The sequence below is a fragment of the Rhodoplanes elegans genome (assembly GCF_016653355.1).
In the GTDB taxonomy this organism is placed as follows: domain Bacteria; phylum Pseudomonadota; class Alphaproteobacteria; order Rhizobiales; family Xanthobacteraceae; genus Rhodoplanes; species Rhodoplanes elegans.
In genome coordinates, this window is sequence record NZ_NHSK01000095.1 from 1 (window position 1) to 14,278 (window position 14,278).

Sequence of the window (14,278 nt, forward strand, 5' to 3'; positions counted from 1 at the left end):
AAGGCGCGGCGCTCGAAGCGCAGGCCTTCGGCGAGCGGCAGCTCGTGGGCGCGCTGGACCAGCTCCTTGGCCGTCATCGCGGTCGGCAGCGACATCGCGGCGATCGTCTCGGCCGCCTGCATGGCGATGCTCATCATATCGGCGAGCGGCACGACGCGGGAGACGAGGCCGCAGCGCTCGGCTTCGGTCGCGTCCATCATCCGGCTGGTGAGGACGAGGTCCATGGCCTTGGCCTTGCCGAGCGCGCGGGTGAGGCGCTGCGTGCCGCCGAGCCCCGGCACGATGCCGAGCGTGATCTCGGGCTGGCCGAACTTCGCGTTGTCGGCGGCGATGACCACGTCGCACTGCATCGCCAGTTCACACCCGCCGCCGAGCGCGAAGCCGGCGACCGCCGCGACGGTCGGCTTGCGCGAGCGCGCCGGGCTGTCCCAGTTCGCCATGTAGTTCGAGCTGAAGTTGTCGATGAAGGAGCGCGGCGCCATCTCCTTGATGTCGGCGCCCGCCGCGAAGGCGCGCTCCGACCCGGTGATCAGCACGCAGCCGACGCCCTCGTCCTGATCGAACGCCGCGAAGGCGGTCCGCAGCTCCTCGGCGAGCGTCGAGTTCAGGGCGTTCAGCGCCTTCGGCCGGTTCAGCCTTATGACGCCGACGCGTCCCACGGTTTCGACGATCAGGGTCTCGTAGCTCATGGTCTCGGTCTCGTCTGGAAGGGCGGCCGGCCGTGGGCCGACCGCCCGCTTGGTGTCAGGAGCGCACGGCCGGCGCGACGTAGTCGGCCGTGATCTTGTCGACGGAGGCGGTGCCGGCGAGCTGCATGGTCATCACCAGCTCGGCCTTGAGGCGCTGGAACACGGCCTCGACGCCCTGGGCGCCGCCGAGCGCGAGCCCGTAGAGCAGCGGCCGCCCGATGCCGACCACGCTGGCGCCGAGCGCCAGACAGCGGAACACGTCCTGGCCGCGCCGGATGCCGCTGTCGACGACGATCGGGATCTTGCCGCCGACCGCGTCGGCGATCTTCGGCAGCACCGCGAAGGTCGCCGGCGAATGGTCGAGCTGACGACCGCCGTGGTTGGACACCCACACGCCGGCGCAGCCTTGCTTGACGCATTCCGCCGCGAGGCCGGGCGTGAGCACGCCCTTGACGAGGACCGGAAGCCCGCTCTCCTTCTGGCAGAAGGCGACGTCGGCGAAGGTCAGATCCTTCTTCTGCAGATCGGGGTTCTGGCCGGCCAGTGCCGGGGACTTCGGCATGTTGCCGAAGCCGAGATGCGGCGGCGGCTTGAGGCCGAGCCTGGCGGCGCGCTCGCGGTTGCCGAACGAGGTCGCGTCGACGGTGAGCACGATCGCCGTGTAGCCGGCCGCCTTGGCGCGCTGGAGCTGCTCGCGGGCGTAGCCCGGGTCCTCGGGAAAGTAGATCTGGAACCAGCGGGCGCCGGTCCCGTTCGCCGCCGCGATGTCCTCCACCGAGAGGTTCGACACGGAGGGCGTCACATACAAGGCCCCGGCCGCCGCCGTGCCCTTGGCGGTTCCGGCCTCCTTGCCGGCATGGGCGAAGCCGTGCATGCCCATCGGCGCGGCGAGGACCGGCAGCGCGAGCTTCGCGCCCAGAATGGTCGTGGTGGTGTCGGGCACCTTCACGCCGGAGAGGAAGCGCGGCTCGATCACCACGCGATCGAACGCCGCCTCGTTCTCGCGCAGCGTCCACTCGTCACCGCTGCCGCCGGCGATGAAGTGGAAGCCGAACGGCGGCAGCACCTTCTCGGCCTGGCGCTCCAGATCACGCAAGCTGATGACGTTGATCTTCTGCTCGGACGACGGCGCCACATAGGGGGCCGCGGAGGCGTCGGCCTGGGCCGACGGCCGCGCCGAGGTGTCGACCTGCGCGACCGCGGTCGAGGCGTGCGCCGCGACGGCCGTCGCGGCCAGTGTTCCGGTGAGCAACAAATCTCGTCTGTGAATAGTCAAGGTACGGTCCTCGTCAAGGTGTCCGAGGCATTCGCGAGACGCGGAGTCGAAGGGACGACCGGGCTCGCCGCCACGATGTCGGACGGCACCGTGGCCGTCGCTCGTGCGGCAGGGCGGCCGGAGTCGCCCCGTCTTGCTGTTGGGGGGTGGGGGCCGTCACGACGCGGATCCGCGAGAGGAGCGACGTGACGGCGCGAGACGAAGACCGGCCGAGACGCGGGCCGCCGCGGGCCGGCGATCGCTCGCTCCGGCCCGCATCAGGAACTGATAGAGCGAGGTCGTGCCGTCCGGCTCCGGCCGATGCGTCGCCTGCCTCTGCTGCAGCGACCGGGGTGTCGGGACCGACCGTTTCATCGCGTCACTCCGCCGGAACCGGATGCAGGTCGCCGTCGGTGCCGAGATAACGGTCGCCGTCGTAGAAGCGCGACGCGCCGGCCTTCTGGAGCACGGCGAGCATGTGGGGCAGCGGCCGGCCCTCGCGGGCGAGCCAGTCGATCAGGCGCTGCGCGCCGATGCGGTCGATCAGCTCGAACGGGCCCTTGGCCCAGGCGAAGCCCCAGCGCATGGCGCGATCGACATTGACGATGTCGTCGGAGATCTGCGGCACCAGATCGGCGGCGTAGAGGAGGGTGCCGCCGAGCACGTCGCGCACCAGCGCGCCGTCGGCGTTCTCCGCGAAGAACACCGTCTCCAGCGCGGCGGAGGCGCCGTCGAGCTTGATCTTGGTCGACGGTCCCCAGGTCCCGGCTTCCGGATCGAAGACCTCCTTGAGCTTCGCGCCGTCGGCGGCCTTCTGCATGCGATAGAAGCCACCGCCGCTCTTGCGGCCGAGCTGGCCGCGCGCCAGCATCGCGGCCTCGGCGGCCGGCAGCGAGGCGGTCGGTCGTCCGGCGTCGCCCGCGGGCAACGTCTCGGCGAGGTTCTTGGCGATCGAGGAGACGACGTCGAGGCCGATCAGGTCGACGAGGCCGTAGAGGGCCGTGCCGGGGAAGCCGACCGGGGCTCCCAGGAGCGCGTCGATGCGGTCGATCGAGGTGCCGGCGGCGCGGTGCTTCGCGCCGAGATGCAGGCCCGACAGGATGAAGTAGAGGCCGATGCGGTTGCCGATGAAGTTCGGCGTGTCCTTGGCCGTGACGAGGCCTTTCTTCAGGCCGCCGCGCAGGAAGGCGCCGAGCTTTTCACGCGCATCCGCCCGAGTCTCGGGGCCGGTGACGATCTCCAGGAGCCGCATCACCCGCACCGGATTGAAGAAGTGCGTCACCAGCATGTCGCGCTTCAGGCGCTCCGGCTCGCCGGCCACGATCGCCGAGAGCGGGATGCCGGACGTGTTGGTGGAGACGACCGAGCCGTCGCGGCGGACCGGCTCGATCGCCGCCAGCACGGCCTTCTTGGCCGGCAGGCTCTCGATCACGGCCTCGCAGATCCAGTCGCAGGCGGCGATCCGGCCGACGTCCTTGTCCATGGTGCCGACCGCGACCTTGTCGCGGAACAGCGCCTTCTCGGCGTCGTCCGCGGCCAGAGCCTCGACGCGGCCCTTGGCGGCCGCCGCGAAGCCCTCGTTCGCCTCCAGGATCAGCACGTCGCAGCCGGCCGCCGCACAGGCCGCGGCGATGCCGCTGCCCATGGTGCCGCCGCCGATCACCGCCACCGATTTGATGTCTTGGCTCATGCTCGTCGTCCGGTTCGCCGGCCGCGGGCGGCCGGATTGTCTGGGAACGGAGCCGGGGGTGATCCCCCGGCCCCGCAGCGCGTGTGCGCCGGTTCGCCGCGCCAGTCCAGCGCGTTCTCGGTTCGGTTTTCTACTAGTCCAGGGCCTTCTTGGCCTTGTCGGGGGCGATGATGAGACCGATGAAGGCCAGGATCGCGATCACCTCGAAGTAGACGATCACCGGCGTGGTCGACCCGCCGGCCTGGCCCATCAGCCAGGTCGCGACGAGCGGCGCCATGCCGCCGCCGAAGATGATGCCGAACTGCTTGCCGAGCGACGAGCCGGAGACCCGGATCTCGGTCGGGAACAGCTCCGCCGTGAAGGCCGCCTCGGGGGCGAACATCAGGCCGTGGATCAGGCCGATGGAGACGACCAGGCCGAGGATCAGGAACAGCGGGTCCTTCATGGCGAGGATCTGGAAGAAGATCGGGAACCAGATCATGGCCAGCACGACGCCGAGAATCATGAACGGCTTGCGGCCGAGCTTGTCGCTCCAGAAGGCGATCAGCGGCACCATCAGCATCTCGGCGATGTTGGCGAACATCGGGCCCGAGGTGACCTTGGCGGGCGACATGCCGAGCGTCTTCACGGCGTAGCCGATGACGAACACGGTCGACAGGTACTGGAACGAGGAGTGGACCATGTTGGCGAGCGCGCCCAGCACGATCGCCTTCTTGTGCGAGCGCAGCGCCTCGAGGATCGGCGCCTTCTGGGTGCCGGCCTCCGCCTGCTTCTTCTTGAGCAGCAGCGACTCGTCGACCGAGTGGCGGATATAGGTCCCGATCACCACCAGCACGAAGCTGAACAGGAACGGGATGCGCCACACCCAGTCGATGAACGTGTCCTTGCCGTAGGCACCGCTGAGGATCGCGATCAGGCCGGAGGCGACGATGATGCCGATCGGGCCGGACGCGTTGACCCAGGAGGCGAAGAAGCCGCGCCGCGCCTGCGGGGCATTCTCCAGCGTCAGCGACACCGCGTTCATGTACTCGCCGCCGAACGCGAAGCCCTGCAGGAAGCGCAGCACGACGAGGGCGATCGGCGCGAACAGGCCGGCCGAGTCGTAGCGCGGCAGGCAGCCGATCAGGAACGAGGCGACGCCCATGATGACGAAGGTCATCATCAGCATGGCCTTGCGGCCGATCTTGTCGCCGTAGTGGCCGAACACCATGCCGCCGAGCGGACGCGCCACGAAGCCGACCGCGAAGGTGGCGTAGACGGCCATCATGCTGGCGACCGAATCCATCTTCGGGAAAAAGAAGTGGTCGAACACCAGCGGGGCCGTGAACGCATAGATGAAGAAGTCGTAGTGCTCGATCGCCGAGCCCAGCGACGACGCGACCACCAGCCGGCGAAAGGCCGGGGTCGTCTTGGCGTCCGCGGCAGGCATAGCTCCGCCGTCCGCGGTCGCGGTTGTCTCAGACATCGCATCTACTCCGGGGTGGGGGTCGGTTGGTTAGCTGTCGTGCAGGGGGCGTGACCTCCGGGTCGCTGCACCGTCTCGTTGGACGTCTTGTTCGACAGGGCCCGTCGGAGACGGGCCCTGGTTCATCGCGGGGTCTTCTTGCGGTCGAGGAACGCCCGCATGCGGTCGTGCTTGTCTTTCGTCGCGAAGGTGAGCTGGAAGCCGGCGCGCTCGCTGCGCAAGCCCGCCTCCAGCGGCACGTTCTGGCTCTCCAGAACCAGCTCCTTGGTCTTTCGCACGGCGATCGGGGCCGCCGACGCGATCAGGCCGGCGAGGCGCAGCGCCTCGGGCATCACGGCGGCATCGTCGACCAGCCGGCTGACCAGCCCGATGGCGCGCGCCTCCTCGGCGTCGATGATCTCGCCGGTCAGCATCAGCCGCATGGCGTTGAACTTGCCGACCGCCCGCGTCAGCCGCTGGGTCGCGCCGCCGCCCGGCGTGATGCCGATCATCACCTCGGGCTGGCCGAACTTCGCCGAGCGGCCGGCCACGATGATGTCGGCATGCATGGCGAGCTCGCAGCCGCCGCCGAGCGCGAAGCCGTTGACGGCGGCGATCACGGGCAGCGGGCAGTCGGCGATGGCGCCCCACAGCCGGCCCATGTCGCGCCCGATGATCTCGACCGGGTCGGCATCGACATATTCGGAGAGGTCGGCACCGGCGCAGAACGCCTTGTCGTCGCCCGTGATCACGATGCAGCGGAGCGAAGGCTCCGCCGCGAGATCCGTGAACGTCGCGGCGAGCGCCCGCCGCAATGCCAGGTTGAGAGCATTGCGCATGTCCGGCCGGTTGATGCGCACGACCGCGATCGCCTCGGACGGCCGATCGACGCGCAGCAGGGGTTCTTCCGAATCGGTGGTCATGCGCACACTCTCGCGTCAGCGTCCCTTGAACACCGGGCGGCGCTTCTCCAGGAGCGCGGCGACGGCTTCGGCGTGATCCTCGGTCTGGTGCGACAGCGCCTGGTAGGCAGCGGCCATCTCGAGCACCGTGTCGAGGCGGGCGATCTGAGATTCGCGCAGCAGGCGCTTGCTCCAGCGCAGCGCGTGCGGCGGGTTGGAGGCGATGCGGCCGGCCATCTCGAAGGCGACCGTCATCAGCTGGTCGTGCGGCACCACGCGGGAGACGAGGCCGATCTCCCGCGCCTCGTCGGCGTCGATCGGGTCACCCGTGAACGCCATCTCGGCGGCCCGCGCGTAGCCGACGACGCGCGGCAGCAGCCACGAGCCGCCGTCGCCCGGCACGATGCCGACCTTGACGAAGCTCTCGGCGAAGACGGCGCGGTCGGAGGCGATGCGGATGTCGCACATGCAGGCGAGGTCGCAGCCCGCCCCGATCGCCGGGCCGTTGACGGCGGCGATCGCCGGCACGTCGAGCTTCCACATCGCCGTCGGGATACGCTGGATGCCGGCCCGGTACTGCTCGGCGATCTGCTGCGGCTCGCCGCCGAACATGCCCTTGCGGCCGTGCATGTCCTGCACGTTGCCGCCGGACGAGAACGCCTTGCCGTCGCCGGTGACGATGACGCAGCGGATGTCGAGGTCGTCGTTGGCGAGCCGGACGGCGTCCTCGATCGCCTTGTAGAAGCGCTCGCCCGACAGGGCGTTGCGGGTCTTGGGGTCGGCGATCTTCAGGAGCATCACGTGGTTGCTCCGGGAGACCTCGAGCGTCGCAGTCATGGTCGCGCCTTTCGTCGATGCGGTAATATCGTCCATCTTAGTCACTCCGCATCCGCGCGTCCCGGGTGTATCGGGGCGGCGGGTCGCCGCGCGGGTGTCGCGCGGCCGCCCGTCCCGATACGGCTTCGCTCAGGCGCCGACCATCGCCAGGCCGCCATTGGCCAGCAGGAACTGGCCGGTCATGTGCTTGGAGTCTTCGGCCGCCAGGAACAGGGTCGGGCCGACCATGTCCTCGGGCGTGGCGATGCGGGCGAGGGGGGTCTGCTTGAGGACCTCCTCGCGGCGGCCGTTCTTCCAGTCGTGGCGGTTCTTCAGCGCCTCGGTCTCCATGAAGGCGGCGCCGAGCGTGTTGACCCGCACCAGCGGGGCCAGCGCCCTCGCGTAGGACTTGGTCAGGCCGATGACGCCGTACTTCGCGGCCGCATACTGGGGGGCGCGCGGAGAACCGGCGATCACCACCTGCGAGCCGATGTTGACGATCGTGCCGCCGCGGCCACTGTCGAGCATGCGCGAGCCGATCTCGTGGATCATGAACATGGTGCCCATGATGTCGACGCGCAGCGTGTGCTCGATCACCTTCTCGTCGAACTCGCGCCAGGACTTCTGGTCGAGCGCCATGTCGCCGACATTGTTGACCAGCACGTCGCAGCCGCCGAAGCTGCCGAAGCAGGTCTCGGCGATTTTCAACACGTCGGCGTGCGAGCCGATGTCGCCCTTCACGGCGATCGCCTTGCGGCCCTTCGCCTCGATCTGCTTCACCACCTCCTCGGCGCCCTTGGCCGACGAGTTGTAGTGGACGACGACGTCGGCGCCCTCGTCCGCGAAGGCGAGCGCCAGCACGGCCCCGAAGCCGCGGCCGGATCCCGTCACGAGCACCTTCTTGTCCTGGAAACGACCCATCTCAGTGTTCCTTCTCGAAGCGTGATCTCCCGGAACCCGGCCGCGTGTGCGGCCGGGCTCGCCTCGTCTGCACGAGGCCGGGGATGATCAGCCGTGGCGTTTGACGATCTCGACGAACTCCGCGTCGGTCAGCAGGCCGCGCTTCTGCAGGGCGAGCTTCTTGACCTCGGCGAGCAGCACCGGAACCTTGTCGTCCGCGACCTTCAGGCCGAGGGCTTCGCCCTTCAGCGTGATCGACGCGGCGCCGCTCTTCTTGCCGAGCACGATGCCGCGCGGCGTGTCGAGCAGCGCGGCCGCGTAGGGCTCGATGGCGTGCGGCAGGTGGAACTGGGCCGCCACCGCGCCGGTCTCGCGCACGAACAGGTTCTCGCCGACCACCGGCTTCCACGGCTCGAGCCCGTAATGGGCGATCTGCCGCAGCCGCTCCGAGGCCTTGCGGACCTTGGTGAGGTCGAGGCCGGTGTCGATGCCGTAGAGCAGCTCGAGCGCCAGCGCGATCTCCGGGATGTTGGCGTTTCCGCCCCGCTCGCCGATGCCGTCCACGGTGCCGTGGATCCAGGCCGCACCGGCGTCGATCGCCGCCACCGCACTCGCGGTGGCGAGCCCGAAGTCGTTGTGGCCGTGCCAGTGGATCGGCACATTCGGCCCGACCCATTCGCGCGACTTGCCGATCAGGAACGTCACCGCCTCGGGCGTCGCGATGCCGAGCGTATCGACGACCGCGATCTCCTTGGCGCCGACGTCGAGCGCCGTCTTGTAGACGTGCTCGAAGAAGCCGAGATCGGCGCGCGTCGAGTCGACGCCGAAGAAGCAGACATGGATGCCGTTCTCGGTGGCGAACTTCACCGCGGTCTTGATCCGCTCCAGCACCTTCTCGCGGGTGACCTCGAGGGCGGCGAGCTTCGGATCGGAGATCGGCGCCTCGATGACGCAGTATTTCAGGCCGAGCTCGATGACGGCGGCGACGTCATCGACGAGAGCGCGGGAAAAGCCCCACACCTCCGCCTTCAGACCGGCCTTGGCGATCGCCCGGATCGCCTCCTTGTCCTCGTCGGAGACGCGCGGGAAGCCCGCCTCGATGCGGCCGACGCCGAGGCCGTCGACCATCCTGGCGATCTCGAGCTTCTGCTCGGGATCGAAGGCGGCGCCGACCGCCTGCTCGCCGTCACGCAGCGTGGTGTCGTAGAACTTCGCGGCGCGCTTCGAACGGCCCGCGAGGGCGACCTCGTTGAGCGTGCCGGACCAGACCTTGGTGCGATCGATCATGGCGCCCTCTCAGAAGCCCTGCCACGCCGGCGCGTCGACCCCGTAGGCCTCCTTCCAGGAGATCACCTTGTTGCGGAGCACGCCGATCTTCTCGATCTCGGCCTCCATCACGTCGCCCGGCTTGAGATACCAGGCCTCCGGATCGGCGCTGAACGCCGCCACGCCCGACACCGTGCCGGTGGTGAGGATGTCGCCGGCGTTGTAGCCGAGCGGCGAGAACTTGGAGAGCAGCTGCGGGATCGTCACCGACATGTGGCTCGAGTTGGAGATCTGGCGCTTCTCGCCGTTCACCCGCAGCTCGAGGTTCAGATTGTACGGATCCGGAATTTCGTCCGGCGTCACGATCCACGGACCGAACGGGCAGAAGGTGTCGATCGACTTCGAGAAGCAGAAGTTCGCCGACTCCATCTCGCGACGCTGAATGTCGCGCGCCGTGATGTCGTTGAAGATCACGTAGCCGCCGATGTAGTCGGACGCTTCCTTCTCGGTGAAGAACTTGCCCGGCTTGGCGAGCAGGACGCACAGCTCGAGCTCGTAGTCGAGGCACTTCGTCAGGTGCTCCGGATAGACGACCGGATCGTCTGGGCCGATGACCGCGTCGACGTTCTGGAAGAACACGATCCACGGCTTGATCGCGGCGACCCAGTTGGAGCGGTCGCCCTCGTGGGCGTGCTCGGCGTAGTTGCCGGCCGTGTGGAAGATCTTCTTCGGCTGGATCGGCGCGCACAGCTTGACGTCGGCGAGCTTGAAGCGGCGCTTGGTCAGGCGCTTCTCGGCCTGATCCTTCACCGGGGCGCCGAGCTCGAACAGCGTGCGCATGTCCGGCACGTCGATCACGACGACCTCGTTGCCGTCGACGGCGCCGACCAGCTGCTCGGTCCCGACCTTGAATGTGGCTAGCTTCATGCCTCGTCTCCTGATGCAGGCGTTTCCGGTGGTCCCCGACCCGCGACCGGGGGTGGTCGCGGTTTCGGCCGGGTGCCGGCCTTGGTCGGTGATGCCGAACGATGAGAACGCTCGTGATCACGACCTCGAACCGGAGGTCGTCGTCGGGGCGGAGAGTGGAGCGGGGCGCGATCGAGGTCCAATATGGAGTTTTGGGAACGCTATCGGGCCCGATTATGCGTATGGGCACGATTACGGACGCGGTGTGCGCCGCAACGCGATCGCCGACGGTGGGGCGAGGGCCGCCGAACGCCGCGCCGCCGCGCCACCGAAGGCTCCCGGGGCATCCGAAATTCCGATTGTTCGACAATACGTTCCGGGATGCTTGCCGGTCGCTCGGGCAGGCCCGGAACGGCCCCGGCGCCCGGCCGATCGATGCCGCCGCGCAGCGATGGCGGTCCGGCGGCGCGGCGCCGTCCATGCGATTTTCGCGCGGCCGCACCGGCGGGCGGGGCAGGGCAGGCCCACCGACGGGCGATCCTGCGGCGTGCGCCGCAACCGCCCGTAGCGACCTCGGTCATGGGCGCTCCGGCGGTCCGCCGGCCGCGCCGCCGCCTTCCGTGCCCGCGACGAAGCGTATAGGCTCCGCCCCGCATCGGGCGGCCCGGGCCTCGCCGCCGACAGGATCGACCCCACGATGAAGATCGAACCGCGCCGCCTCCTGGAGCTTCTCGCCGTGGCGCGGCACGGCTCGATCAGCGGGGCGGCCGAAGCCGTCAACATGTCCCAGCCGGCGTTGTCGCAGAGCATCGCGCTGCTGGAGCGCGAGGTCGGCGTGAAGGTGCTGGAGCGCGGCCGCCAGGGCGCGCGGCTCAACGACTTCGGCGATGCGCTGGTGTTCTACGCCCAGGCGCTCGAATCGCTGCTCGGCCGCGCCGGCGAGGAGATCCGCATGCGCTCGCTGGGGCTGGAGGGCACGCTCGCGCTCGGCATCACCCCGGTGACCGCCGTCGACCTGGTGCCGCGCTGCCTCGAGCTCTTGATGCGCGAAAGCCCGAACATCGCCATCAAGGTGATCGACGGGCTCGACCAGGAGATCACCGAGATGCTGCGCACCCGCCAGCTCGACGTGCTGGTGCGCCGGCTCGGCATCGCCCCGCAATACACCGACATCGAGGAGGAGCCGCTGTTCGGCGTCGACTGGTCGCTGATCGCGGCGCCCGACCATCCGCTCGCGCAGCGCGCCTCGGTGCGGCTGAGCGAGCTCGCCGACGTGCAGTGGGTGCTGCCGGCCGGCGGCAGCGCCTTCCGCCAGCAGATGGAGCTGGTGTTCGCCTCGGTCGGCCAGACCTGGCCGGAGCGCGGCATCAGCACCAACTCGATCCTCGCCATCAAGTCGATCGTAATGAACTCGGCCTGCGTGTCGGTGATTTCGCCGCGGCTGGTCGAGGTCGAGGCGGCGGCCGGTCGCCTGAAGGTGATTCCCCTGGAGGATGTCGGTCCGCCCCGCCCGGTCGGCCTGGTCTGGCGGCGCGGCGAGAAGCTGTCGCCGGTGGCGGCGCGCTTCGCCAAGATCATCCGCACGCTGGCGCAGGAGGAGAACGAGCTGCGCCGCGCCGCCGTCGCGACGCCGTGAGCCGGAACGGCGCCGTCGGGCGGCGCCGGGCAAAGCTCACATCAGGCAGACCGTGCCGGTGCCCATGAGGCCGATGGCGCGGGCGGCGCCGCGGCTGATGTCGATGTGGAGACCCGGCGTGTAGGGGCCGCGGTCGTTGACCACCACCTCGACGGCGCGCCCGGTGCGCGGGTTCTTCACGGTCAGCTTCGTCCCGAACGGCAGGGTGCGATGCGCCGCCGTGAAGCCGTCCGGATCGAAGCGCTGGCCGCTCGCCGTCTTGGTGCCCTGCCAGTAGTAGGCCGTGCGGACCAGCTTGCCGCCGCCGCAGCGCGGATCGCCCGTGTCGCCGGCCGGCCGGACGCGCGGCACCGGAACGTCCGGCGGCGTCAACGAGGCGAGCTTGAAGCCGGGCTGCGCGCTCGCGGACTGCGCCGGGGCGGGCTTCGCACTGGCGGGTTTTACCGGTCCGGATTGCGCCGGGCCGGCCTGAAGGTCGAGGGGCTTCACCGGAACGGGTGCCGGAGAGGACGCTGGCCCGGCGGGGCGCGCCGCCGGCGCGGCGAGCGCCGTGACCGGGCGCGGGCGCGGCATCGGCACGACGACAGGCAAGGCCTCGCTCGGCGCCGCCGAGGCGACCCGTGTCGCGGTCGGACTGGTCGTTCTGGACGCCGTCCGTTCGGCGACCTCGGTGGCGGCTGCCTCCGGCAGCACCGCGCCGGCGAGCCCGAGCCACAGGCCGGCGCCGCCCAGCACCCCCATCAGGGGCGCCCGCAAGACTGCTCCACCCGAAGGCGACGCCCGAAAAGCGATCGATTCACGCAACGCGAACGCGCGCATGCTGTCCCCCGCCGGCGAAAACGCACCGGCTCCCCGTTCGACGCGACCGACGAAGACGCCGGCCGCGCAGCGGCCGGATCGCGGCCGCTCCCCCGTGGCGTCGGCGCGCCTTGCCCCGCGCGCCGTTGACCGGCTTCGAGCGTGTGCTACACAGGTGGCCGAATTGAGGCTGAAAAGCCTTGTCGGTCAGACCATTGTCCGCGAGGCTTTAGTTCCGTCGGCGATCGGCGGCCGCGAGCGCGGCGCCGCCGGCGCGCCGCCCGGCGCGAGCCCGACCGCCAGCCATCGGAAGACCGCGCGCAACCCGACTGGGACGACCATGACGATCCGCCTGCACCGCGGCGACCTGCCGGACCTCGCCCGCTACACCGGCGCGGTCGCCATCGACACCGAGACGATGGGACTCAATCCGGCCCGCGACCGGCTGTGCGTCGTCCAGCTCTCGCCCGGCGACGGCACGGCCGACGTCGTCCAGATTCCGCGCGACAATCCGAACGCACCCAATCTGATGACGCTGCTCGCCGACCGGCAGCGGCTGAAGATCTTCCACTACGCCCGCTTCGATCTCGCCGTCCTCTACAAGAATCTCGGCGTGATGCCGGGCCCCGTCTGGTGCACCAAGATCGCCTCGCGGCTGACCCGCACCTACACGGACCGGCACGGCCTGAAGGACCTCGTGAAGGAGGTGCTCGGCATCGACGTGTCGAAGCAGCAGCAGTCCTCCGACTGGGGCGCCGACGAGCTCAGCGAGGCGCAGATCGCCTATGCGGCCTCCGACGTGCTCCACCTGCACGCCCTCAAGGCGCGGCTGGAGGAGATGCTGGCGCGCGAGAACCGCACCGATCTCGCCACCGCCTGCTTCGGCTTCCTGCCGGTGCGGGCGATCCTCGACCTCGCCGGCTGGTCCGAGGAGGACATCTTCGCCCATTCGTGAGGGCAGGCTGGTGAGGCCTGCCTCGCCCGATCGGACGAGGTATGCCGGCGACCGCCGTGGGACGGCCATATTCGCGGGTGACCCTGTCGGGCTCGTGATCGCCCGGACGAGCCTCCTGGGTTTACAGGAACTGGGTTCCGGAGCGAGACGCTGGGGATGAACCGCCTGACCGCCGTGCCCGCATTCGACCGAGACGGCCCGCCCCGGGCCGGCGCCCTCGCCGGCGTGTCGGCGCGCGACCTGTCGGGCCGGGATGCGTCGGGCCGCGCCGCGGTCTCGCGCGACGCGGCGGCGCGGGAGACCTCGCGCGAAGTGACCTCGCGCGAAGCGTCGCGGGCGCGCCTGCTGCCCAAGAACGACGCCGATCGCCGGTTCCGCCGGGCGGCCCGCCACAGCCGGATGATCCGCCTGCTGCGGATCGCGATCCCGGCCGGCATCGTGGTCTCCGGTGGCGTGCTCGTGATCGCCGTGTTCTTCAACCCGCTCAAGCCGGTCGAGGCGACGATCGACCCCGGCAAGCTGGTCGTCAGCGGCTCCAAGATCACCATGGAGCTGCCGCGCCTCGCCGGCTTCACGGCCGACCAGAAGCCCTACGCCCTCACGGCGCGCGCGGCCGCCCAGGACCTGAGCCGGCCGGACCTGCTCGAGCTGACCGATCTGCGTGCCCAGGTCGACACCGACGACCAGGGCGCCGTGACCGTGACGGCCGTGAACGGCCTCTACAACTCCAAGCAGGACAATCTGAAGCTGACCGAGAACATCGTCGTGCGCACCGGCAAGGGCTTCGAGGCGAAGCTCCAGGAGGCCGTGCTGGACGTCAAGAAGGGGACGATCGTCTCCGAGGCGCCCGTCAAGGTGACGCTGCCGAACGGCACCGTCGACGCCAACCGGCTCGACATCTCCGACGGCGGTGCGGTGGTGCGGTTCAGCAAGGGCGTGCTGACGGTGCTGAGCATCGGGACCGACCTCTCGACGGTCGGCGCGACCGCGCCGGCCCAGCCGGCGACCGCGCAACCGGCGA

Annotated in this window: 13 protein-coding genes; 3 read left to right on the top strand and 10 right to left on the bottom strand. The window is 69.9% G+C overall.

From position 1 onward, the window contains the following. From CCR97_RS12710 to CCR97_RS12750, 9 genes are all read right to left on the bottom strand, one after another. The coding region (locus tag CCR97_RS12710; protein WP_201159535.1) for an enoyl-CoA hydratase-related protein at positions 1–689 on the bottom strand (689 nt) is incomplete at its 3' end. 55 nt (positions 690–744) lie between these two features. After that, entirely contained in the window at positions 745–1,941 is a 1,197-nt protein-coding gene (locus tag CCR97_RS12715) for an alpha-hydroxy acid oxidase (RefSeq protein ID WP_201159536.1), read from the bottom strand. Between the two features lie 382 nt (positions 1,942–2,323). Then, positions 2,324–3,634 carry a 3-hydroxyacyl-CoA dehydrogenase family protein gene (locus CCR97_RS12720; protein ID WP_111356747.1) on the bottom strand — a complete coding sequence of 437 codons (1,311 nt, stop codon included), beginning with the start codon at positions 3,632–3,634 and terminating at the stop codon, positions 2,324–2,326. A gap of 133 nt (positions 3,635–3,767) precedes the next feature. Next, positions 3,768–5,063, bottom strand: coding sequence for an MFS transporter (locus CCR97_RS12725; protein ID WP_170145783.1), 1,296 nt, complete (start codon positions 5,061–5,063; stop codon positions 3,768–3,770). Positions 5,064–5,221: 158 nt separating this feature from the next. Beyond that, positions 5,222–6,001 carry an enoyl-CoA hydratase-related protein gene (locus tag CCR97_RS12730; protein WP_111356749.1) on the bottom strand — a complete coding sequence of 260 codons (780 nt, stop codon included), beginning with the start codon at positions 5,999–6,001 and terminating at the stop codon, positions 5,222–5,224. Positions 6,002–6,016: 15 nt separating this feature from the next. Continuing rightward, positions 6,017–6,853: a crotonase/enoyl-CoA hydratase family protein gene (locus CCR97_RS12735; protein WP_244670416.1), complete on the bottom strand. Its 837-nt coding sequence runs from the start codon at positions 6,851–6,853 to the stop codon at positions 6,017–6,019. Between the two features lie 93 nt (positions 6,854–6,946). Further along, positions 6,947–7,717, bottom strand: a complete 771-nt coding sequence (locus CCR97_RS12740) for an SDR family NAD(P)-dependent oxidoreductase (RefSeq protein WP_111356751.1) — start codon at positions 7,715–7,717, stop codon at positions 6,947–6,949. A gap of 87 nt (positions 7,718–7,804) precedes the next feature. Next, complete coding sequence (locus CCR97_RS12745; RefSeq protein ID WP_111356752.1) at positions 7,805–8,983, bottom strand: hypothetical protein; 1,179 nt, start codon at positions 8,981–8,983, stop codon at positions 7,805–7,807. Between the two features lie 9 nt (positions 8,984–8,992). Next, positions 8,993–9,889, bottom strand: coding sequence for a fumarylacetoacetate hydrolase family protein (locus tag CCR97_RS12750; protein WP_111356753.1), 897 nt, complete (start codon positions 9,887–9,889; stop codon positions 8,993–8,995). Positions 9,890–10,565: 676 nt separating this feature from the next. On the opposite strand from CCR97_RS12750, the gene CCR97_RS12755 reads away from it, so the two are divergent. Continuing rightward, complete coding sequence (locus CCR97_RS12755) at positions 10,566–11,504, top strand: LysR family transcriptional regulator (RefSeq protein WP_111356754.1); 939 nt, start codon at positions 10,566–10,568, stop codon at positions 11,502–11,504. A gap of 36 nt (positions 11,505–11,540) precedes the next feature. On the opposite strand, the gene CCR97_RS12760 is transcribed toward CCR97_RS12755, so the two are convergent. Beyond that, positions 11,541–12,260: a septal ring lytic transglycosylase RlpA family protein gene (locus CCR97_RS12760; protein ID WP_244670417.1), complete on the bottom strand. Its 720-nt coding sequence runs from the start codon at positions 12,258–12,260 to the stop codon at positions 11,541–11,543. Positions 12,261–12,642: 382 nt separating this feature from the next. Between CCR97_RS12760 and CCR97_RS12765 the strand changes: the two genes are divergently transcribed. Next, complete coding sequence (locus tag CCR97_RS12765) at positions 12,643–13,257, top strand: ribonuclease D (protein ID WP_111356755.1); 615 nt, start codon at positions 12,643–12,645, stop codon at positions 13,255–13,257. A 156-nt stretch (positions 13,258–13,413) separates the two neighbouring features. Beyond that, positions 13,414–14,278, top strand: an 865-nt coding sequence (gene lptC, locus CCR97_RS12770; RefSeq protein WP_201159537.1) for an LPS export ABC transporter periplasmic protein LptC, incomplete at its 3' end; no start/stop codon positions are given.

Coding starts and splice junctions, on each gene's coding strand:
- CCR97_RS12745 (WP_111356752.1), bottom strand. CDS start 8,983: ATGATCGATCGCACCAAGGTCTGGTCCGGCACGCTCAACGAGGTCGCC.
- CCR97_RS12725 (WP_170145783.1), bottom strand. CDS start 5,063: ATGCCTGCCGCGGACGCCAAGACGACCCCGGCCTTTCGCCGGCTGGTG.
- CCR97_RS12755 (WP_111356754.1), top strand. CDS start 10,566: ATGAAGATCGAACCGCGCCGCCTCCTGGAGCTTCTCGCCGTGGCGCGG.
- CCR97_RS12740 (WP_111356751.1), bottom strand. CDS start 7,717: ATGGGTCGTTTCCAGGACAAGAAGGTGCTCGTGACGGGATCCGGCCGC.
- CCR97_RS12750 (WP_111356753.1), bottom strand. CDS start 9,889: ATGAAGCTAGCCACATTCAAGGTCGGGACCGAGCAGCTGGTCGGCGCC.
- CCR97_RS12735 (WP_244670416.1), bottom strand. CDS start 6,853: ATGGACGATATTACCGCATCGACGAAAGGCGCGACCATGACTGCGACG.
- CCR97_RS12765 (WP_111356755.1), top strand. CDS start 12,643: ATGACGATCCGCCTGCACCGCGGCGACCTGCCGGACCTCGCCCGCTAC.
- CCR97_RS12730 (WP_111356749.1), bottom strand. CDS start 6,001: ATGACCACCGATTCGGAAGAACCCCTGCTGCGCGTCGATCGGCCGTCC.
- CCR97_RS12720 (WP_111356747.1), bottom strand. CDS start 3,634: ATGAGCCAAGACATCAAATCGGTGGCGGTGATCGGCGGCGGCACCATG.